The sequence below is a fragment of the Sandarakinorhabdus sp. DWP1-3-1 genome (genome assembly GCF_049896705.1).
Taxonomy (GTDB): domain Bacteria; phylum Pseudomonadota; class Alphaproteobacteria; order Sphingomonadales; family Sphingomonadaceae; genus Sandarakinorhabdus.
Genome location: NZ_JAFCUV010000001.1, coordinates 1,293,358 through 1,313,554 on the forward strand (window position 1 = coordinate 1,293,358; position 20,197 = coordinate 1,313,554).

General features: G+C 69.0%; 22 protein-coding genes. 15 read left to right on the top strand and 7 right to left on the bottom strand.

The genetic code is table 11. From position 1 onward, the window contains the following. Nucleotides 1-68: 68 nt before the first annotated feature. Nucleotides 69-434: a MerC domain-containing protein gene (locus ACP7AI_RS06275; RefSeq protein ID WP_426165244.1), complete on the bottom strand. Its 366-nt coding sequence runs from the start codon at nt 432-434 to the stop codon at nt 69-71. A 200-nt stretch (nt 435-634) separates the two neighbouring features. Here ACP7AI_RS06275 and ACP7AI_RS06280 point away from each other — a divergent pair, with 200 nt between their 5' ends. From ACP7AI_RS06280 to ACP7AI_RS06320, 9 genes are all read left to right on the top strand, one after another. Further along, nucleotides 635-1,672 carry a COX15/CtaA family protein gene (locus ACP7AI_RS06280; protein ID WP_426165246.1) on the top strand — a complete coding sequence of 346 codons (1,038 nt, stop codon included), beginning with the start codon at nt 635-637 and terminating at the stop codon, nt 1,670-1,672. Continuing rightward, nucleotides 1,669-2,031: a DUF2237 family protein gene (locus tag ACP7AI_RS06285; RefSeq protein ID WP_426165248.1), complete on the top strand. Its 363-nt coding sequence runs from the start codon at nt 1,669-1,671 to the stop codon at nt 2,029-2,031. The genes ACP7AI_RS06280 and ACP7AI_RS06285 overlap by 4 nt, the downstream gene beginning before the upstream one ends. Further along, nucleotides 2,028-2,498, top strand: a complete 471-nt coding sequence (locus ACP7AI_RS06290; RefSeq protein ID WP_426165250.1) for an NUDIX domain-containing protein — start codon at nt 2,028-2,030, stop codon at nt 2,496-2,498. Before ACP7AI_RS06285 ends, ACP7AI_RS06290 begins: the two co-directional genes overlap by 4 nt. 84 nt (nt 2,499-2,582) lie before the next feature. Next, nucleotides 2,583-3,089 carry a 50S ribosomal protein L13 gene (rplM, locus tag ACP7AI_RS06295; RefSeq protein ID WP_426165252.1) on the top strand — a complete coding sequence of 169 codons (507 nt, stop codon included), beginning with the start codon at nt 2,583-2,585 and terminating at the stop codon, nt 3,087-3,089. Next, complete coding sequence (rpsI, locus tag ACP7AI_RS06300) at nt 3,089-3,622, top strand: 30S ribosomal protein S9 (RefSeq protein WP_426165254.1); 534 nt, start codon at nt 3,089-3,091, stop codon at nt 3,620-3,622. Before rplM ends, rpsI begins: the two co-directional genes overlap by 1 nt. Nucleotides 3,623-3,968: 346 nt before the next feature. Next, nucleotides 3,969-5,222: an acyl-CoA dehydrogenase family protein gene (locus ACP7AI_RS06305; protein ID WP_426165256.1), complete on the top strand. Its 1,254-nt coding sequence runs from the start codon at nt 3,969-3,971 to the stop codon at nt 5,220-5,222. Between the two features lie 51 nt (nt 5,223-5,273). Next, complete coding sequence (locus ACP7AI_RS06310) at nt 5,274-5,792, top strand: glycine cleavage system protein R (protein ID WP_426165258.1); 519 nt, start codon at nt 5,274-5,276, stop codon at nt 5,790-5,792. Between the two features lie 79 nt (nt 5,793-5,871). After that, entirely contained in the window at nt 5,872-7,938 is a 2,067-nt protein-coding gene (locus ACP7AI_RS06315; protein WP_426165260.1) for a thioredoxin family protein, read from the top strand. 11 nt (nt 7,939-7,949) lie between these two features. Then, a complete protein-coding gene (locus tag ACP7AI_RS06320) occupies nt 7,950-8,546 on the top strand; it encodes a redoxin domain-containing protein (protein WP_426165262.1) in 597 nt (198 codons plus the stop codon). Nucleotides 8,547-8,577: 31 nt separating this feature from the next. On the opposite strand, the gene ACP7AI_RS06325 is transcribed toward ACP7AI_RS06320, so the two are convergent. The 4 genes from ACP7AI_RS06325 to ACP7AI_RS06340 are packed head-to-tail and all read right to left on the bottom strand — an operon-like array spanning nt 8,578 to nt 12,549. Beyond that, nucleotides 8,578-10,215, bottom strand: a complete 1,638-nt coding sequence (locus ACP7AI_RS06325) for an amidohydrolase (RefSeq protein ID WP_426165264.1) — start codon at nt 10,213-10,215, stop codon at nt 8,578-8,580. 44 nt (nt 10,216-10,259) lie between these two features. After that, nucleotides 10,260-10,928, bottom strand: a complete 669-nt coding sequence (locus ACP7AI_RS06330; protein WP_426165266.1) for a fumarylacetoacetate hydrolase family protein — start codon at nt 10,926-10,928, stop codon at nt 10,260-10,262. Between the two features lies 1 nt (nt 10,929). Beyond that, nucleotides 10,930-11,796 carry an NAD(P)-dependent oxidoreductase gene (locus ACP7AI_RS06335; RefSeq protein ID WP_426165268.1) on the bottom strand — a complete coding sequence of 289 codons (867 nt, stop codon included), beginning with the start codon at nt 11,794-11,796 and terminating at the stop codon, nt 10,930-10,932. A 51-nt stretch (nt 11,797-11,847) separates the two neighbouring features. Continuing rightward, complete coding sequence (locus ACP7AI_RS06340; protein WP_426165270.1) at nt 11,848-12,549, bottom strand: VIT1/CCC1 transporter family protein; 702 nt, start codon at nt 12,547-12,549, stop codon at nt 11,848-11,850. A 59-nt stretch (nt 12,550-12,608) separates the two neighbouring features. On the opposite strand from ACP7AI_RS06340, the gene ACP7AI_RS06345 reads away from it, so the two are divergent. Further along, complete coding sequence (locus tag ACP7AI_RS06345) at nt 12,609-13,868, top strand: threonine ammonia-lyase (RefSeq protein WP_426165272.1); 1,260 nt, start codon at nt 12,609-12,611, stop codon at nt 13,866-13,868. Nucleotides 13,869-13,936: 68 nt separating this feature from the next. Next, nucleotides 13,937-14,668, top strand: coding sequence for an arginyltransferase (locus ACP7AI_RS06350; protein WP_426165274.1), 732 nt, complete (start codon nt 13,937-13,939; stop codon nt 14,666-14,668). A 25-nt stretch (nt 14,669-14,693) separates the two neighbouring features. Here the strand turns inward: ACP7AI_RS06350 and pgi are convergent, their stop codons facing one another. Continuing rightward, nucleotides 14,694-16,208 (bottom strand): glucose-6-phosphate isomerase, encoded by a 1,515-nt coding sequence (gene pgi, locus ACP7AI_RS06355; protein ID WP_426165276.1) that lies wholly within the window; start codon nt 16,206-16,208, stop codon nt 14,694-14,696. A 91-nt stretch (nt 16,209-16,299) separates the two neighbouring features. On the opposite strand from pgi, the gene lepB reads away from it, so the two are divergent. The 3 genes from lepB to era are packed head-to-tail and all read left to right on the top strand — an operon-like array spanning nt 16,300 to nt 18,697. Next, nucleotides 16,300-17,118, top strand: coding sequence for a signal peptidase I (gene lepB, locus ACP7AI_RS06360; protein WP_426165278.1), 819 nt, complete (start codon nt 16,300-16,302; stop codon nt 17,116-17,118). Next, nucleotides 17,115-17,795, top strand: a complete 681-nt coding sequence (rnc, locus tag ACP7AI_RS06365) for a ribonuclease III (RefSeq protein ID WP_426165280.1) — start codon at nt 17,115-17,117, stop codon at nt 17,793-17,795. Before lepB ends, rnc begins: the two co-directional genes overlap by 4 nt. Continuing rightward, a complete protein-coding gene (gene era, locus ACP7AI_RS06370) occupies nt 17,792-18,697 on the top strand; it encodes a GTPase Era (protein ID WP_426165282.1) in 906 nt (301 codons plus the stop codon). The genes rnc and era overlap by 4 nt, the downstream gene beginning before the upstream one ends. A 3-nt stretch (nt 18,698-18,700) precedes the next feature. Here the strand turns inward: era and ACP7AI_RS06375 are convergent, their stop codons facing one another. Next, nucleotides 18,701-19,279 (bottom strand): hypothetical protein, encoded by a 579-nt coding sequence (locus ACP7AI_RS06375; RefSeq protein WP_426165284.1) that lies wholly within the window; start codon nt 19,277-19,279, stop codon nt 18,701-18,703. 197 nt (nt 19,280-19,476) lie between these two features. Here ACP7AI_RS06375 and recO point away from each other — a divergent pair, with 197 nt between their 5' ends. Further along, entirely contained in the window at nt 19,477-20,193 is a 717-nt protein-coding gene (recO, locus tag ACP7AI_RS06380; RefSeq protein ID WP_426165286.1) for a DNA repair protein RecO, read from the top strand. The last annotated feature ends 4 nt before the right edge of the window (nt 20,194-20,197 follow it).

Genomic DNA, 20,197 nt, shown 5'->3' on the forward strand with positions numbered 1-20,197 from the left:
GCGGCAATATCGGCCTTTCATGACACCCCTGCAAGATTGGCCTGCAAGATTGGCCTGCAAGGTTGTGATCAGCCGCGGCTGGCGCGCAGGTTCCACAGATGCGCGCCGCCGAGCAGCCCGACGCCGAGGATCGACAGCATGATCTCGCCGATACCGCCATGCCCGACGACGAGCGAGGCCGCCATCATCGCGATGCCGGTGGCGCCGAGCAGTGCGATGGCCAGCCGGTGATGGATCATGACACCGCGCCACAGCGCGATGCCGGCCAGCGGCAGGGCGAGCAACAGGCCGACGAGATGGACATCATGGCCAAGGAAACCGCTGGACGCGGCGAATAGCGTCAGCAGCAGCGAGCCGGCAAGGCAATGGACGATGCATAGCGCCGACAGGGTCATCGCCGATTTGTCGAGCAGGGCGGAGAATCGGCGGGCCATGAAAGGTGGATATATTATCTCATCGCGCGGCGCAAGTCGGGCCTTCGTTGCTGCTGATATACGCCCTGGACTGTCGGGTTCCTTTACACGCCGTAACGATGCCGCGCCGCCGAGCCTTCGAAGACGCGCAAAGGGCTTTCGTCACGGTCCGCGACGTTGCGGCGCTTGGCGCGGCGCCGGCTTTGCGGCAGAGGGCCGCCATGGCCAGTCTCGCCGCTCATGCCCTGCCCCGTGACGCTGCCCGGCCGCGGGCGATCGCCGCCTGGCTGTTGTTCGTCGCCGCCATGGTCTTTGCCATGGTCGTCGTCGGCGGCATCACGCGGCTCACCGAATCGGGGCTGTCGATCACGCGCTGGGCGGTCGTTGCGGGCACGTTGCCACCGTTGAACGACGCGGCCTGGGCGGCGGAGTTCGAGGCCTATCGCCAGACTTCGCAATATCGGTTGCTGAACCAGGGCATGGACCTGGCCGCGTTCAAGCACATCTTTTTCTGGGAATATGTCCACCGCCTGCTCGGCCGGCTGATCGGCCTGGCGTACGCGCTGCCGCTGGCCTGGTTCTGGCTGCGCCGGGCGATCCCGGCGGGCTACAAGCCGCGGCTGTTCGCGCTGCTGATGCTCGGCGGGCTGCAGGGCACGATCGGCTGGTGGATGGTGTCGTCGGGCCTCGTCGACCGCGCCGCCGTGGCGCACGAGCGGCTGGCGGTGCATCTGGTCACGGCGCTGACGATCATGGCGGGGTGCATCTGGACCGCGCTCGATCTGCAGCGCGATGGTCGCCCGGCCGGGGCCCGGCCGCATCGCTGGGTGGTGCCGTTCGCGGCGCTGCTCGCCGTGCAGATCATCTGGGGCGCCTTTGTCGCCGGGATGCGCGCCGGCCATGTCTCGGACACTTGGCCGCTGATGTTCGGGCGCCTGGTGCCCCCCGACCTGGTGACGCGCGCGTCCGATCTGGTCGACAGCCCGCTGACGGTGCATTTCCTCCACCGCACGCTGGCCATCGTCGTCGCGCTGACGGCGCTGCATGTCGCGGCTAGGCTGTGGCGCGCCGGCGCGGGCCCGCGCGCGCTGGCGCTGGGCGGCGCGGTGGTCGCGCAGTTCGGCCTGGGGGTCGCGACGGTGCTCAGCGGCGTCGCCATTCCGCTCGGCGTGGCGCATCAGGCCGTCGGCGCATTGCTGGTGGCAGCGACCGCCTGGGCGGCGCATTGGGCGGTACAGGGGCGAGCGACAAAGACATGAATGCAAGGAATGTCCTCGGCGGTGAACTGGTACTGTGCTCGGCCGACCCGCTGACCGGCTGGCAACGTGACGGCTGCTGCAACACCGACGTCAACGACCAGGGTCGCCACACTGTCTGCGCCGTGGTGACGGCGGAGTTCCTCGAATTCTCGCGCGCCGTGGGCAACGACCTGTCGACGCCTCGGCCCGAATATGGCTTCGTCGGCCTGAAGCCCGGCGACCGCTGGTGTCTGTGCGCGGCGCGCTGGGAGGAGGCGCGGGTGGCCGGCTTCGCTCCGGAGGTGGTGCTCCAGGCGACGCATGCCAAGACGCTGGAGACAACCGCGCTCGGCCATCTGCAGGCGCACGCAGTCGAATGACCTGGGACGGCGCACCGTTCGGCGGTGCCAAGCTCGCCGCGATGCTCGGCGACGCGCTGCTCGTCTATCGCCGCGACGACAATCCCGAGATCCCCTTCCCCGGCCTGCTCGACCTGCCCGGCGGCGGCCGCGAGGGCGGCGAAGGCCCGGCCGAATGCGCATTGCGCGAACTGGCGGAAGAATTCGGGCTCACCCTGCCCGTCGACCGCGTCCATTATGCCCGCGCCTATCTGCTCGGCGACGGCGTTACCGTCTCGCATTTCCTCGCCGTCCACCTGACCGAGGCCGAGGTCGCCGCCGTGCGCTTCGGCGACGAAGGCCAGGACTGGGCGCTGCTGCCGGCGGCGGACTTCATCGCCGACGAGGATGCGGTGCCGCGACTGCGCGACTGGCTCGGGCATTATCTCGCGGCGGACGCCACCATAAGGTATCTTGATACCGTATCGGAAAACCCCGGAAAAGCTTGACGCAAACGCGGCTTTGCGCGATATCGCCGCCATCCGGCTGGGGTTCCGCCCCGGCCGTTTTGCTTTTATCCGGACGAAAAAACCATGCTCACCCGTTCCACAGCCTCGATCAAGCCCGCCGAGGTCGAGAAGCAATGGCTGATTATCGATGCCGAAGGGCTTGTCGTCGGCCGTCTCGCCAGCCTGATCGCCAACCGCCTGCGCGGCAAGCACAAGCCGAGCTTCACGCCGCACGTCGATTGCGGTGACAACATCATCGTCATCAACGCTGAAAAGGTGCGCTTCACCGGCAAGAAGGCGACCGACAAGGTTTACTATCGCCACACCGGCCACCCGGGCGGCATCAAGGAAACCAGCCCCGCCAAGATCCTGGAAGGCCGTTTCCCGGAACGCGTCCTGATCAAGGCCGTGGAGCGCATGGTGCCCCGTGGTCCGCTCGGCCGCCAGCAGATGCGCAACCTGCGCGTCTTCAAGGGCACCGATCACCCGCACACTGCCCAGAACCCCACCGTTGTCGATGTCGCCGCGATGAACCGCAAGAACTCGACCCTCACCGCCCAGGAAGCTGGCGCCAAGAAGGCTGCTGCATAATGTCCGATTCCCGCCAGTCCCTGTCCGATCTCGGCAGCATGCAGGATGGCAGCTATGCGCCGTCCGACACCCCGAGCAACGTCAACCCGGCCCACACCGGTGGTGGCGGCCCGCCCGCCCCGCTGCGCGACCAGGAAATCGACGCCTATGGCCGCGCCTATGCGACCGGCAAGCGCAAGAACGCCATCGCCCGCGTCTGGCTGAAGCCCGGCACCGGCAAGATCGTCGTCAACGGCCGCGACCAGACGGTGTATTTCGCGCGTCCGACCCTGCGTCTGGTGATCAACCAGCCGTTCGACGTGACCGACCGCCGCGACCAGTTCGATGTCATGTGCACCGTCGTCGGTGGCGGCCTGTCGGGCCAGGCCGGCGCCGTCAAGCACGGCATCTCCGTGGCGCTGACCCGCTATGAACCGACGCTGCGCACCACGGTCAAGCAGGCCGGCTTCCTGACCCGCGATCCGCGCGTCGTCGAGCGCAAGAAGTACGGCAAGGCAAAGGCGCGCAAGAGCTTCCAGTTCAGCAAGCGCTAAGCGCGCGCTGCCGCGGCCAAGACGAAGCGGCAAAATCGTTCTTCACGGTTTTGCCGCTTCGACGCGGACTCGCGGCGAGCCGGCCGGCGGGGCGGCGGGGACACCCCGCCGAACCCGTCCGACGCCAGCCCGGGCTTTGCCCGGGCTTTTTCTTTGCTTGCAATCAGCCCGACCCCTTCGGCGCGCCCCCACCCCGACCCTCCCCACCCTACCGCCTGCGGCGGTGGGGGGAGGGAGCAGAAAGAAAGCGCTTCCCCCTATCCCATTTGACCGGTCACACCCCCCGCGACGGCAGTCCAAATCCGGCGTAACAACGCACCCACACGCCCCCAAAAGGACACGCCCCATGACCGAGCAAGAACAGCAGAACGCGATGAACGACCTGCGCATGTCGGAAAAGGCGCGGCCGCTGTTCGATGCCGTCGTCAAGCATATCGCCGACAATGTCGCCCCGATCAGCGAGGAGTTCGAGCGGCTGGGCGAAGGCCGTGCCGATCGCTGGAGCTGGGCCCCGGGGCAGCTCGAACTGCTGCAGACGGCGAAGGACAAGGCCAAGGCGTCGGGGCTGTGGAATTTCTTCCTGCCCAATGCCGCGACGGGCGAGGGGCTGAGCAATCTCGACTATGCCTATATCGCCGCCGAGCTCGGCAAATATCCGCTGGCGTCGGAATCGCTGAATTGTTCGGCGCCCGATACCGGCAACATGGAAGTGCTGGAGCGCGTCGGCACCCATGAACAGAAGGAGCGCTGGCTGGAGCCGCTGCTCGCCGGCGAAATCCGGTCGGCCTATGCGATGACCGAGCCCGATGTCGCCTCGTCGGATGCCAAGAACATCCGAACACGCGCGGTGCGCGACGGTGGCGACTGGGTCATCAACGGCGAGAAATTCTACATATCCGGCGCCGGCGACCCGCGCTGCAAGATCATGATTGTCATGGTCCGCACCAGCGACGACGGCCCCGCCAGCCAGCAGCAATCGCAGATCCTGGTGCCGATGGACACGCCGGGGGTGAAGATCCTGGGGCCGATGCACGTGTTCGGCGAGGATCATGCGCCGCGCGGCCACATGCACATCCGCTTCGACAATGTCCGCGTGCCGGAGGCGAACATCCTGCTCGGCGAAGGCCGCGGCTTCGAGATCTCGCAAGTGCGGCTGGGGCCGGGCCGCATCCACCACTGCATGCGGACGATCGGCAAGGCCGAGATGGCGCTCGACTATATGGTCCGGCGCGGCAAGTCGCGGGAGGCGTTCGGCCGCTCGCTGATCATGCTGGGCAAGAACCTGGAGCTCGTCGCCCGCGCGCGGATCGAGATCGAGGCGATGCGGCTGATGGTGCTGAAGGCAGCCAAGGCGATGGACGTGCTCGGCAACAAGGAGGCCCGCGTCTGGGTCAGCATGGTCAAGGCGATGGTGCCCGAAAAGACCTGCCAGATCATCGACCAGGCCATCCAGATCCATGGCGCCGCCGGTATTTCGCAATGGACGCCGCTGGCCGAACTCTACGCCGATGTCCGCCACCTGCGCTTTGCCGATGGCCCGGACGAGGTGCACCACATGGTCGTCGGGCGCCACGAGATGTCGCTGCACGGGAATGCGTGAGGGCGCCGGGGGAGAGTTGCCAATCCCCCTGCCCCGCGTCACAAGCCGCTCATGCTCACCAAGGTCATCCTCACCGTCATCGGCAGCGATCGTCCCGGCCTGACCGAGGCGCTCGCTGCCGCCGTCCTCGACGCCGGCGGCAACTGGCTCGAAAGCCGGCTGTCGCGGCTGGGCGGCAAATATGTCGGGTCGGTGCTGGTGGAGTTGCCGGCCGACGGACTGTCGGCGCTGCGCGCCGCTGCCGGGCGCATCGACGCCGTCGGGCTGAAGGTCGAGATCGTCGCCGCCGACGGGGTCGCGCCGCTGGGCACGGCGATGGCGTTCTCGCTCGTCGGCCAGGATCGGCCCGGCATCGTCCGCGAGGTCAGCGCCGTGCTGGCGCGGCTGGCGGTGAACATCGAGGATCTGGAAACCGGCACCGAGGACGAGGCCTGGTCGGGCAACCGGCTGTTCCGCGCGGAAGCGCGCCTGCTGCTGCCGCCGGGTGTCGAGGCGGGCACCGTGCAGGACGCGCTGGAGGCGATTTCGAGCGAGATCATGGTTGATTTCAAGCTCGCCGTCCCCGGCTAGACGGGCGCGGCAACAGCGCGGCATCTGGGCAGCGGTGGCGCCGCTTCCCCGCATCCCTGAACGCGGGCATAACGATGCCATGATTCGGTCCCTGATCCTGCTGCTCGTCGCGTTGCTGTCCGCCCCGGCGACGGCGCAGAGCGTTTCGGAACAGCCGCACACCCGGCTGGAGATCATCGCCGAAAGCCGCACGCCGCTGCCCGGCCAGCCGCTTGCGATCGGCCTGCGCCTCACGCCCAAGGACGGCTGGCATACCTATTGGCAGAACCCCGGCGACGCCGGCGCGCCGACCCGGGTCGCCTGGACGCTGCCCGATGGCACGCCGCCGCCACCGCCGCTGGCCTATCCGGTGCCCGAGACATTGGTCGTGTCCGGGCTGATGAACTATGTCTATGCGCGGCCCAGCACGCTGATGACGACGGTGGTGCCACCCGCTGGCCTTGCCAAGCGCGCCGCCCTTGTGGTGACGGCCAAGGTCGACTGGCTGGTCTGCAGCCTCGAACAATGCGTGCCCGAAAGCGCGACCGTCAGCCTGCCGCTGGCGATCGGTGACGGCGCCACCGACCCCGAAATGGGCTATATGATCGCCGCCGCCCGGGCGGCCCTGCCCAAGCCGGTGGAATGGGCGGCGACCTGGAAGGCCGACAAGGGCCGGTTCGTGCTGGCGGTCCCCTTTGCGACGCCGGACACGGTGCGATCGGCCTATTTCTTTGCCGAGGAAGACGGTGCCATCGATTATGCGGCGCCGCAGACAGTGACGATCGCCGGCGATCGCATCCGGATCGAAACCGCGGCCCAGCCCGAGGTGAAGGGGCCGATCAAGGGCGTGCTGCGCGTCGAACGCGAGGGTGACGAGCACGAGCTCGGCTTCGTGATCACCGCGCGGCCCGGCGAGGTGCCCGCCGCCGGCTTGCCGCTGGCCGGCAAGCGGCCGGTGGCGCAGACCCCGACGCTGGGCTTCATCATCATCGGCGCCATCCTGGGCGGCATCATCCTCAACATCATGCCCTGCGTCTTCCCGATCCTCAGCCTGAAGGCGCTCAGCCTCGCCAGCGGCAACGTGCCGGCGCGGGAGGCGCAGCGCGACGCGCTGGCCTATGCCGCCGGCGTCATCATCGTCTGCGCGGCACTGGGTGGCCTGGTGCTGCTGCTGCGCGCCGCCGGGTCGCAGGTCGGCTGGGCGTTCCAGTTGCAGGACCCGCGCGTCATTGCCGGGCTGCTGCTGCTGGTCACCGCCATCGCGCTCAATCTGGCCGGCGTGTTTGAAGTCAGGGCGTCGACCGGCTCGCTCGGCGACGACACCATCCGCAAGGGCGGCGTGATGGGCAGTTTCGCCACCGGCGCGCTGGCGGCGTTCGTCGCGACGCCGTGCACCGGGCCGTTCATGGCCGGCGCGCTGGGCGCCGCACTGGTGCTGCCGCCGCTCGCCGCCATCGCTGTGTTCGCCGGGCTGGGGCTGGGCATCTCGATTCCGTTCCTGCTTGTCGGCTTCGTGCCGGCCCTGCGCCGACGGCTGCCACGGCCCGGCGCCTGGATGACGCGGCTGCGCGCCATATTGTCGGTGCCGATGTTCCTGACCGCGCTGGCGCTGGCCTGGGTGCTCGGTCGCCAGGCCGGCGTGGAGGGCATGACTGCGGGGCTCGCCGGTGCGCTGGGCCTGGGCCTGCTGCTGTGGTGGCTAGGCAGCCGCCAGCACGGTGGCCAGGGCGGCGCCTGGGTGCCGGCCGGGGTGGCCGTCGCGGTGGCGGTGGCGGCGATCGCGTTGCTGCCGATCTCCACACCGGCGCAGGCGGTTGGCACCTCGGCGCCCGCCGGCTTGCGCGCGACGCGCTACAGCCCAGAAAAGCTTGCCGAGTTGCAGGCCGGCGGCAAGCCGGTGTTCCTCTACATGACGGCGGATTGGTGCCTGACCTGCAAGGTCAATGAAAAGGGCGCGATGGCAAGCCCCGCGGTCGCCGCGGCCTTTGCCGAAAAGGGCATCGCCGTGCTGGAAGGCGACTGGACCCGCGGCGATGCCGACATCTCGAAATGGCTCGCCGGACAAAACCGCGCCGGCGTGCCGGTCTATGTCTTCTACGACGGCAAGGGCGGCCAGACCGAGCTGCCGCAGATCCTGACAGTCGAGAAGCTGGTGGCATTGGGCTGAGGGAGATCGCCATGAAGATCGTGATGCTCGCCGCGGCACTGGTCAGCACGACGCCGGCGCTTGCCGACATCCGGGTCGGCGCCCTGGCCCCGGCCTTCACCGCCACCGCCGCCGACGGCAAGACGGTGCGGCTCGCCGACCTGAAGGGCAAGACGGTCGTTCTGGAATGGACCAACGCCGGCTGCCCGTTCGTCCGTGCCCATTACGACAGCGGCAACATGCAGGCGACCCAGGCCGCGGCGCGAAAGGCCGGCGCGGTCTGGCTGACGATCAACAGCGGCGCGCCGGGCAAGCAGGGCCATGTCGACGGCGCCGGTGCGCGCGCGCAGCTGGCGGCGGACCAGGCGGCGCCGACAGCCTATCTGCTCGATGCCGCCGGCACGATCGGCGCCGCCTATGGCGCCAGGACGACGCCGCATATCTATGTGATCAGCCCGGCCGGCACGCTGGCCTATGCCGGCGCGATCAACGACCGGCCGACGGCGGACCAGGGCGATGCGCGCACCGGGACCAACTATGCGCTGGCCGCGGTGAAGGCCGTTGCAGCGGGCAAGGCACCCGATCCGGCGACGACGAAGCCCTATGGCTGCTCGGTGAAGTACCGATAGTCACCGTCAGGTTTCCAGATGGTCACAGCCGTCACGACTTCCGCTTGAACACCCGCTTGCCCGCCACCCAGGTCTCGTCGACCTTTGTCTGCCAAAGGGTCGCCGCCGGCGTCGCGAACGGGTCGCGGTCGACGACGATGAAATCCGCCCATTTGCCGGGCGCCAGCGTGCCGACCTTGTCCTCGGCATGGCCGGCCCAGGCGGCGCCGGTGGTGAAGGCGGCAAAGGCCTGGATCGGCGTCATCGCCTCCGCCGCGCGCCAGCCGCCGGGGGGCTGGCCGTCGCGGGACTGGCGCGTCACGGCGGCGTGCAGGCCGTAAAAGGGATTGGGCGGTTCGACCGGAAAATCGGAGCCGCCGGCGATGCGCGCGCCGCTGTCGGCCAGCGTTTTCCAGGCATAGCCGCCGGCCAGTCGCTTTTCGCCGACCCGCGCCTCGGCCATGCCCTTGTCGCTGGTGGCATGGGTGGGCTGGACGGAGGCGATGATGCCCAACCGGGCAAAGCGCGGCAGGTCCTCCGCCGACACGATCTGGGCGTGCTCGTCGCGGTGGCGCAGCGCGGTGCGCTGGCTTTCGGGGACAGCGGCAAAGGCGCTGAGCGCGGCGCCATTGGCGGCGTCGCCGATGGCGTGGACGTTGACCTGGAACCCCTTGCCCGACGCCTCGAGGATCATCCGGCGCAACAGGCCCTCTTCGTAAAAGGGCAGGCCCTTCTGGCCCGCTGCATCGCTGTAGTCGGCCTTCATCCACGCGCCGCGCGACCCGAGCGCGCCATCGGCCTGCAGCTTCATCGCCATCATCGCCAGCCGGTCGCCATATTCCCAGCCGATCGGGCCGGAGGGCGCGATCTCGGCGAGATTCTGCGGCCCATAGGCCATGACATACAGGCGCGCGGTCAGCTTGCCGGTACGGGCAAAGCGGCGATAGCGATCCCAGGTGAGGCGATCGGCGCCGGCATCATGCGCGCCGGTCAGGCCGACGGATGCCATGATCGACAGCGCCTTGTTCAACGCCAGGTCGCCCTCGCGCGCCGTCGGCGCCGGGATCTTGCTCGCCACCAGCTTCATCGCGGCATCGACCAGCACGCCGGTCGGCGCACCGCTGGCATCCCGCTCGATCCGGCCGCCGGCGGGATCGGGGGTGGCGGCGGTGACGCCGGCGAGCGCCAGCGCCGCGGTGTTGGCCCAGCCGGCATGGCCGTCGACGCGCTCCAGGAACGCCGGTCGGTTGCCGGTGGCGGTGTCGAGCTCCTTGGCGGTCGGGAAACGTCCAAGGTTCCAGCGTTCCTGGTTCCAGCCGCTGCCCTTGATCCAAGCCCCCTTGCCAGGATTGGCGCGGATGGCTGCCAGCGCCGCGTCGAGCGAGGTCGTGCCGTTGAGATCGACCGCCAGCGCGCCCTCCCCCAGCCCCATGACATGGCCATGGGCATCGATCAGCCCGGGCAGCAACGTGCGACCACCGAGATCGACCTTGCGCCCGCGCGGCACCGCGTCCCCGGCGGCCAGCGTCGCCTTCACCCGGCCGCGATTATCGACGACCAGCGTCGCAAAGCGCGCCAGCGTGCCGTCGGGCGCCAAGGTATAGCCGTTGGCGTTGGTATAGGCGGTGTCGGCCATCGCCGGCAGCGGCATCGAGATGCCAAGCGCGAGCAGCATTATTTTCGTGTTCATTTCGCCAGACTATCAGGCCACCGAAACGACGTATAGCGGTGACATCAGGGCCGAAAGCGAACCGTGATCGGCGCTGCGCCATCGAGGGTTCCGCGTACCTCCTGCCCCGGCCGGATCGGGCCGACACCGGCGGGCGTGCCGGTGAAGACCAGGTCGCCGGGCGCCAGCGTCACCAGCCCCGACAGCGTGGCGATGACCTCGGCGACGCTCCAGATCATCTGGTCGATGTTGCCCGACTGCCGCGGTTCGCCATCGATGGTGAGCGCGATCCCCGCGGCGGCCGGCGGCCCGCCGCGCGTCAGCGGCCCGACCGGCGCGGAGGCATCGAAGCCCTTGGCCATGTCCCACGGCCGGCCGGCGGCTTTCGCGGCGGCCTGCAGGTCGCGCCGGGTCAGGTCGATGCCGACGCCATGGCCGAAGACATGGCGCAACGCGTCGGCCACCGCGATGTCGCTGCCGCCGCTATGCAGCGCGATGACGAGCTCCACCTCGTGGTGCAGGTCGTGCGTCTGCGGCGGGTGAGGCAGCTCGGCGTCCGTGTCGACGACGGCATCGGCGGGCTTGGAGAAAAAGAACGGCGGCTGCCGATCGGGATCGCCGCCCATCTCGCGGGTGTGATCGGCGTAGTTCTGGCCGACGCAGAAGATGCGCCGCACCGGGAAACGATCGGCGCTGCCGGCGATGGCGACGGTCGGGGTCGGAACCGTGAACATGCTAGCGCGCCAGTCGCCGGATGAGCGAGGACGTGTCCTGCCGACCACCGCCCATCGCCTGCACATCGCCATAGAATTGATCGACCAGCGCGCCGACCGGCAGGGTGACGCCGAGCCGCCGCGCCTCGTCGAGCGCCAGCCCCAGGTCCTTGCGCATCCAGTCGACGGCAAAGCCGAAATCGAACTTGCCCTGCGCCATGGTCGCGGCGCGGTTCTCCATCTGCCAGCTTTGCGCGGCGCCCTTGGAAATGACGTCGACGACCTGCGCCAGGTCGAGGCCTGCCCTGGCCCCGAACGCCAGCCCCTCCGCCAGCCCCTGCAGCACGCCGGCGATGCAGAGCTGGTTGACCATCTTGGTCAGCTGGCCGCTGCCGGCGGGGCCCATATGGCCGATGCGTTTGGCATAGGCCTGCATGACCGGTTCGGCGGCGGCAAAGGCTTCGGGAGTACCGCCGCACATGATCGTCAGCTGGCCGTTCTCGGCACCGGCCTGGCCGCCGGAGACCGGGGCATCGAGGACGTGCAGCCCGCGCGCCGCGCCGGCTTCGGCGAGTTCGCGGGCAATGGCGGCCGATACGGTGGTATGGTCGATAAACAGCGTGCCCGGCGCCATCGCGGCAAAGGCGCCATCGGGGCCCAGCGTCACGGCGCGCAGGTCGGCATCGGCACCGACGCAGGCGAGCACGACCGCCGCGCCGTCTGCAGCTTGCGACGGGGTAGCGGCGGCGCGGCCACCGTGCGCGGCTACCCAGGCGTCGGCCTTGGCGGGGGTGCGATTGTACACGGTCACGTCATTGCCGGCGGCGGCGAGGTGGCGCGCCATCGGGCCGCCCATGATGCCGAGGCCGAGGAAGGTGACGCGCGCCATGTCGGGAAACTCCAGTCGTAGTTGCGTGGGGTCTTAGCGGTGCCCTGGACTCTAGACCACCGCCCCGAACAGGCGACCGATCAGCGCGGTGCCGGCCATGGCGAGGATGCCCCAGAACATCACCCGCAACGTCGGGCGGCGCACCGGTACGCCGCCCAGCCGTGCCCCGGCAAGGCCGAGAACCGCCAGCGCGGCGATGGACACGCCGGTGACTGCCCAGGACAGCCCGGCCCGCGGCGCCAGCACCGCCGCCGCCAGCGGCAACGCTGCCCCGGCGGCAAAGGACGCGGCCGAGGTCAGCGCTGCCTGCACCGGCCGCGCCGCCAGCGCCTCGCTCAACCCCAGTTCGTCGCGGGCATGTGCGCCCAGCGCGTCATGCGCCATCAGCGCGCCGGCGACCTGCTGCGCCAGCTCGGCCGGCAGGCCGCGCGTCCGATAGATGCCTTCGAGCTCGCGGCGTTCGCCTTCGGGATCGTCGACCTGCTCGGCGGCTTCCCGAGCGAGGTCCTGGCGTTCGGCATCGGCCTGCGACGACACCGAGACATATTCGCCCGCCGCCATCGACAATGCGCCGGCGACCAGCCCGGCCACCCCCGTCAGCGCCACCTGGGCAGCCGGCGTGGCCGCCGCGGCCACCCCGACGATCAGGCTGGCGGTCGACAATATCCCGTCATTGGCGCCCAGCACCGCGGCGCGCAACCAACCGCTGCGGCCGAGACGATGGTCTTCGCGATGCCGGGGCGTTCGTGCCATGGCCTGCTCCCTTGCCTGCGACATTTGCACCGCATGGCGCGGACGGCTAACAGACCGGGATGACGACCGCCACCACCCATCCCGCGTCCGACGCTGCCGCGACGATGCTGCCGATTTCGGTCGCCGATGTCGAAGCCGCGGCACGCGCGATCAAGGGCGCCGTCGTCCACACCCCTTGCCTGCGCAGCCAGACGCTGTCGGACCTGACCGGCGCCGATGTCTGGCTGAAGTTCGAAAACCTGCAGTTCACCGCCGCCTACAAGGAACGCGGCGCGCTCAACAAGCTGCTCAGCCTGACCCCGGAGGAACGCCAGCGCGGCGTCATCGCGGCATCGGCCGGCAACCATGCGCAGGGCCTGGCCTATCACGCCCGCCGCCTCGGCATCCCGGCGACGATCGTCATGCCGCGCTTTGCGCCGATCATGAAGGTGCAGCAGACCGAGGGGCATGGCGCCAATGTCGTGCTGTTCGGCGAAACCTTCGACCAGGCCAGCGCCCACAGCTATGAACTCGCCGCCAAGCGCGGCTATGTCTATGTGCCGCCGTTCGACGATCCGCTGGTCATGGCCGGCCAGGGTACCGTCGGCCTCGAAATGCTCGACGCGGTGCCCGATCTCGACACCTTGGTCGTGCCGATCGGCGGCGGCGGGCTGATCTCCGGCATCGCCACGATCGCCAAGGCGCGCAATCCGAACATCGATGTCATCGGCGTCCAGGCGGAACTCTACCCGTCGATGCACGCCTGGCTGAAGGGTGAAACCAGCGTCTGCGACGGCGATACGCTGGCCGAAGGCATCGCGGTCAAGACGCCGGGCAAGCTGACGTCCCAGGTCGTGCGCGCGCTGGTCGACGACATCCTGCTCGTCGGCGAACGCGACCTCGAACGCGGCGTCGCGATGCTGCTCAACATCGAAAAGACCGTGGTGGAGGGCGCCGGTGCCGCCGGCCTCGCCGCGCTGCTGGCGCATCCGCGGCGGTTCCGCGGCACGAAGGTCGGGCTGGTGCTGTGCGGCGGCAACATCGACACGCGACTGCTCGCCAATGTGCTGCTGCGCGAGCTGGCACGATCGGGCCGGCTGGCACGGCTGCGTATCCGCCTGAAGGACCGTCCGGGCCAGTTGTTCGAGGTGGCACGCATTTTCGACCAGCAGCAGGTCAACATCCTCGAGGTCTATCACCAGCGGGTGTTCACCAGCCTGCCGGCCAAGGGCCTGATCGCCGAGATCGAGTGCGAAACCCGCGATGCCGATCACCTCCAGCGGCTGCTGGAGACGTTGCGGGCGGCGGCCTATGAGGTCCGGCTGGTCGAGGCGGATTAAGCTATGGCCTTTTACGCCGTTCCCGACCTAGACTGAGGCCGGGAGTCGCGCCGCAGGAAGGGAGCTTTGTGACCGACCAGAGCTTTCGTTTTCCGCGTTTCTTCGTCACTGCCCCGGCCCCCTGCCCCTATGTGCCCGGTCGTACCGAGCGCAAGGTCTTTGCCGAGCTGAAGGGCACCGACGCCGGCGACCTCAACGAGGCGCTGGGCCGCATCGGTTTCCGCCGCAGCCAGAATGTCGTCTATCGCCCGAGCTGCGATTTCTGCCAGGCGTGCATTTCGGTGCGGGTGGTGGCGCCGCGCTTCAAGCCGTCGACGACGCAGCGCAAATTGCTGAAGCGCCACGCCGACCTGGAAGTCCATGCCTGCGAACCCTGGTCGACCGAGGAACAATGGGCGCTGCTGCGCCGCTATCTTGCCGCCCGCCACCCGGTCGGCGGCATGGCGGCGATGGACGGGCATGATTATGCCGACATGGTCGAACAATCCCCGGTCGACACCGTCGTCGTCGAATATCGCGAGCCGTCGGTCGATGGCCGCCCCGGCCGGCTGGTCGGCTGCTGCCTGACCGACAAGCAGTCCGACGGCCTGTCGATGATCTATAGTTTCTACGAGCCCGAAAGCGCGACGCGGCGCGGGCTGGGCAGCTTCATCATCCTCGACCATATCACCCGGGCGGCGCGCGCCGGGCTGCCCTATGTGTATCTCGGCTATTGGATCGAGGGCTGCGACCGCATGGCCTACAAGCGGCATTTCCAGCCGGCGGAAGCGTTGATCGCAGGTGTGTGGAAAGCGATGTAGCCACCATCCCACCGCGGGATGAAATTTACAGCCCGGCCCTGGTCATAAGGTCGGCCGTCGACGCATCGAAGCCACCATCACCCCCCGCCATCGCCGCGGTCGCCATTTCCTTGCCCAGTTCCACCCCCCATTGGTCGAACGGGTTGATCCCCATCACCGCCGCGGCAACGAAGGTCCGGTGCTCGTAAAATGCCAGCAGCGCGCCCAGCGTCATCGGGTCGAGCCGATCGAGCAGGATCGTCGCCGACGGGCGGTTGCCGGGGAAGGTCTTGGCGGCCGCCAGCGCCGGGTCGCCGCCCGACAGCGCCAGCGCCTCGTCGCGGGTCCGTCCGCGCATCAGCGCCGCGCCTTGCGCAAAGCAATTGGCGAGCAGCTGGCGGTGGTGCGTCGGCGGCAGGGTGTGCCCCGGCTCGCGCACCGCGACGAACTCCACCGGGCCGACGACCGTGCCCTGGTGAAGCAGCTGGAACACCGCATGCTGGGCATCGGTACCGGTGCCGCCCCAGGTCACCGCCGCGGTCGGGCCGGCAACCGGCGCGCCGTCGCGGGTGATGCTCTTGCCGTTCGATTCCATCTCGAGCTGCTGCAAAAAGCTGGGCAGCAGCCGCAGCCGCTCGTCATAGGCGAACACCGCGCGCGTCGCCTGGCGCTGGTAGCGCGCCGCCCAGACATCCATCAGCCCGGCGAGCAGCGGCGCATTGCGCGCGGCGCGGGTGTCGCGGAAATGCACGTCCATCGCGCCGGCGCCGGCGAGCAACTGCTCCCATTCGCTCCAGCCGCAGCGCAGCGCCAGCGGCAGGCCGACGGCGGACCACAGCGAATAGCGGCCGCCGACGGTTTCGGCGAACGGCAGCACTGCCCCGGCACCCCAGGCCTGCGCCTTGTCGGGCGCCGCGGTGACGGCGGCAGTGCGGGCTTCAGGGTCCGGAATGCCGGCCAGGCGCAGCCAGTCGAGCGCCGATGCCGCATTGGTCATCGTCTCGACGGTGGTGAAGGTCTTCGACACGATGATGATGCGGGTGCGCCAGGGGTCGCATTGCGCCGTCGCCCGGGCCAGCGCCTCGCCATCGATGTTCGACACGATGTGGATGCGCGGGCCGTCGCCGTCACGGCCGAGCGCGTCGACGAGCAGCGCCGGGCCCAGCGCCGATCCGCCGATGCCGATGTGCAGCACATCGGCGACGCCTTCCGACCGCCATTGCGCCGCCAGGCTACCAATGGCGCCCTGCCCATCCTGCGCCGCGCGGACGTCGGCCAGCGCGCCGGTTCCGCGTTCGGCGACATGGGTCGCGGCACGATTCTCGCTCGGGTTGACGACCTCGCCGGCAAACAGTTTCGCCCGCCAGCCGGCAACGTCGGTTTCCTGCGCCAATACCAGCAGCGCAGCCACAGTCTCGGCATCGGGCGACAGCTTGGAAAAATCGAGATGCAGCCCGGCGACGTCGATGCTCATCGTCGCCAGCCGGTCGGGCTCGGCATCGAACAGGCTGGCGATCGGGGCCGGGGACAGGCTGCGCAGGCGGGCATCGGCGGTGGTCATGCGGCGAACATGCCGCAGGACGGCGCCGCCGCCAACCCGCTTCGCCCGAGAAACACTTGACCGGGCGCGCCGCCGGCGTCAGGCCACAGCCATGTCGCCGCAGCTGTCCGAAATCCGTGCCCGCCATGTCGCGCGCAACGACCGCCAGAAGGCGGCGGTGGGCAGTTTCGTGCGTCTGTTGGCAACCGCCGCGCTGATCGCGCTGGGCCTGCGCATCTTTGCCTATGAACCGTTCAACATCCCGTCGGAATCGATGCTGCCGCGGCTGATGATCGGTGATTATCTGTTCGTCGCCAAATGGCCCTATGGCTATGGCCGCTATTCTTTCCCGCTCGGCCTGCCGCTTTTCGAAGGCCGCATCGGCGACACCCTGCCGGCGCGCGGCGACATCATCGTGTTCAAGACACCCCGCGACAACCGCACCGACTATATCAAGCGGGTGATCGGGCTCCCGGGCGACCGGGTGGCGATGGCCGATGGCCAGGTCGTGCTGAACGGCCGGCCGGTACCGCGCCGGCGCATGGCGGATTTCACCCTGCCTGCCGGCGAAGGCTGCGATTCCGGTCCCGGCCGGCCCGATTTCCGCACCCGCGATGCCGCCGGCCGCGCGATCTGCCGTTATCCGGCGTTTGCGGAGACGCTGCCCGGTGGCCGGCGCTTTGCCGTCCTCGACCAGATCGCCAATGATGTCCGCGACACCACGGCACCGATCGTGGTGCCGGCGGGCCATGTCTTCGTGCTCGGCGACAATCGCGACGATTCGGCCGACAGCCGCTTCAGCGTCGCGGAGGGCGGGGTCGGCCTGGTGCCCACCGGCAACATCATCGGCCGCGCCGACCGCATCTTCTTTTCGGTGGAACCGGGCGCCGGGTTGCAACTGCGCGGCGATCGCATCGGGCAAGCTCTTTGAGCCACAGCGAGCCCGAACTGCGCGCCTGGGCCCTGGCCCGGCTGGGCCATGACTTCGCCGATATCGGCCTCGTCCGCCGCGCGCTGACCCACAACAGCATGGGCCAGGGCGCCAACAGCTATCAGCGGCTGGAATTCCTCGGCGATCGTGTGCTCGGCTGCGCGATCGCCGCCTGGCTTTACGGCGCCCATGACGAGGCGGAAGGCAAGCTGACGGCGCGGCTGCACGCCCTTGTCGAGGGCCCCGCCAATGCCGAGGTGGCGCGCGCGCTGGGCGTTCCCGACATGCTGATCATGGAGCCGAGCGCGCGGGCCAAGGGGCTGCACCAGGGCGACAATGTCCTCGGCGACGTGGCCGAGGCGCTGGTCGCGGCGCTGTTCATCGATGGCGGCTGGGCCATCGCCGATGCCTTTGTGCGCCGCGAATGGGCGCGGCTGCTCGAAGCCGGGCCGCGGTTGCTCGCCGACCCGAAGTCGCGGCTGCAGGAATGGGCGTTGAAGCGCCGCCGCGGCATGCCGATCTATGCCGTTGTCGATCGCACCGGCCCCGACCATGCGCCGCGCTTCACCATCGAGGTGCAGGTGCGCGGCGAACTGCCGGCGCGCGGCGCCGGCGCCAACAAACAGGAGGCCGAAAAGGCCGCCGCCGAAGCCTTGCTGTTGAAAGTACCGAAATGAGTGATGCCCCCCAAACCCGCTGCGGTTCCGTCGCCATCGTCGGCGCGCCGAACGCCGGCAAGTCGACGCTCGTCAATGCGCTCGTCGGGCAGAAGGTCGCCATCGTGTCGGCCAAGGTGCAGACGACGCGCACCCGGCTGATCGGCATCGCCACCGACGGCGCGACGCAGCTGCTGCTGATCGACACGCCGGGCATCTTCGCGCCGCGCCGCCGCCTCGATCGCGCCATGGTCCGCGCTGCCTGGGAAGGCGCGGAGGGGGCCGACCTGATCGCCTTTGTCGTCGATGCCAAGACCGGCTTTCGCGACGATGCGACGGCGATCCTCGAAAGCCTGGCCAATCGGCCCGAGCCCAAGCTGCTGGTGCTCAACAAGGTCGACATCACGGCCAAGACGCGCCTGCTCGAACTCGCCGCCCATGCCAATGCCTTTGCGCAGTTCGCCGATACCTATTTCGTCTCGGCCGGCACCGGGGATGGTGTTGCCGAGCTGAAGACCGCCTTCGCCGCGGCGATGCCGGAAGGGCCGTGGCATTTCCCGGAAGACCAGTTGACCGATGCCACCACCCGGCTGATGGCGGCGGAGATCACCCGCGAGCAGATCTACAACCAGCTCCATGCCGAACTGCCCTATGCCAGCGCCGTCGAGACCGAGAAATGGGAGGAGCGCCGCGACGGCAGCATCGCCATCCACCAGCAGATCCTCGTCGAGCGCGACACCCAGCGCGCCATCGTGCTCGGCAAGGGCGGTTCGCGGCTGAAGGAGATCGGCACGCTGGCCCGCGCCGGCATCGGCGAGCTGACCGGCAAGAAGGTCCACCTGTTCCTGCACGTCAAGGTCAAGGAAGACTGGAGCGAAGACCGCGCCGTGTACCGCGATTCGGGGCTCGACTGGGTGGATTGAACCTTATGCCGCGGCGATCGGGGCGCTGTCGGACAGGTCCGGATCGGCGTATTCGCCAAGGCCGAACGTCGGGTGGACCCGATAGCGCGGGCTGATCTCCGTCGATGACGGCACGAAAGTTGCGGTACCGGTGCGCATCATTTCGGACCGTATTGCCTGGTCTTCGCGCGCGCGCGCCGGCTTGGCGACCAGCTGCGGCCTCGACATCAGAAAGACGACGATTGCGAGCAGGACGGCTCCCGCGGTGCCAAATACGGCGAGCCGGACACCCGGCCGCTCGGCCTTCGCGAGATGAGGGTCCCGCACCAATCGGCTGGCGTCGTGACTGACCGCAGCGGCCTTGCTCGCGGACGCGAACCGGAACTTTGCGACGACAGCGGAATGGTCGCTGCCGCGAAAGGACGTTGGCCCGCTCGCCACGGCGTTGTTCGATGTTCCGTCCCAGTGTCCCGGCGTCGGCTCCTGGTCTCCGACCGGGTCGGACAGGTCGATGTTGCCAAGTCTGCCGATGCCGGGATTATCGACGACGGCAGCGGCGCTCGATGCCCAGACCAACGCAAGAAACGCCAGTGACCTGGCCATGCTGCTGTTCATTGTCACGCCCCGCTACAAACTAATACTTCCGGTAACGTCAATGGGTTAACGTTAGATTTATGCTGGCGTGACGAAGAGTGGATCGCCGCCACCGCAAAGCGCGTGCTGCTGACCGGAAACGATATCTCGGTGACCCGCATCGGACGGTCATTTGTCCCCCGCCTCTATCCCTCTATATCGGCACGGTGCATCTCGACACCTCCGCCATCGTTCTCAGCCTGCTGCCTCATGGCGAGCATGGTGCCGTCGTGCGCTTCCTCACCCCCGCCAACGGCCTCGTCGCCGGCTACGTCCGCGGTGGCCGTTCGAGCCGGTTTCGGCCCGTCCTGCAGCCCGGCAATGTCGTCGCCCTGTCGCTGCGTGCCCGTGTCGACACCCAGCTGGCCGCCGCCACTGTCGAATTGACCCGCGCCCGTGCCGCGCTCGCCACCACCGGGCCTGCGCTGCTGGCGCTCGAATGGCTGACCGCATTGACCGCGACCGCACTCGCCGAGGACGACCCGCATCCGGCGCTGTTCCAGGCGCTCGATGCCGTGGTGGAGGCGATCGCCGCCGGCGCCGGGGCGCTGGCACTGGGCGAGAATGTCGTGCGCTACGAATTGCTGCTGCTCGCCGAACTCGGCTTCGGTCTCGACCTGACAGCCTGCGCCGCAACCGGCGCCACCACCGACCTCGCCTATGTTTCGCCGCGATCGAGCCAGGCCGTGTCGCGCGGCGCCGGGCGACCCTATGCCGGCAAGCTGCTGCCGCTGCCGGCCTTCCTGATCGGCGGCGCCGTCGATGCCGATGGCGTCCGCGCCGGCTTCACGCTCACCGGCCATTTCCTCGAGCGCGACGTCATCACCGGCCGCGGCCGCGACATGCTGGAGACCCGACAGCGGCTGGCCGCCAGGGTCGGCTGACCCC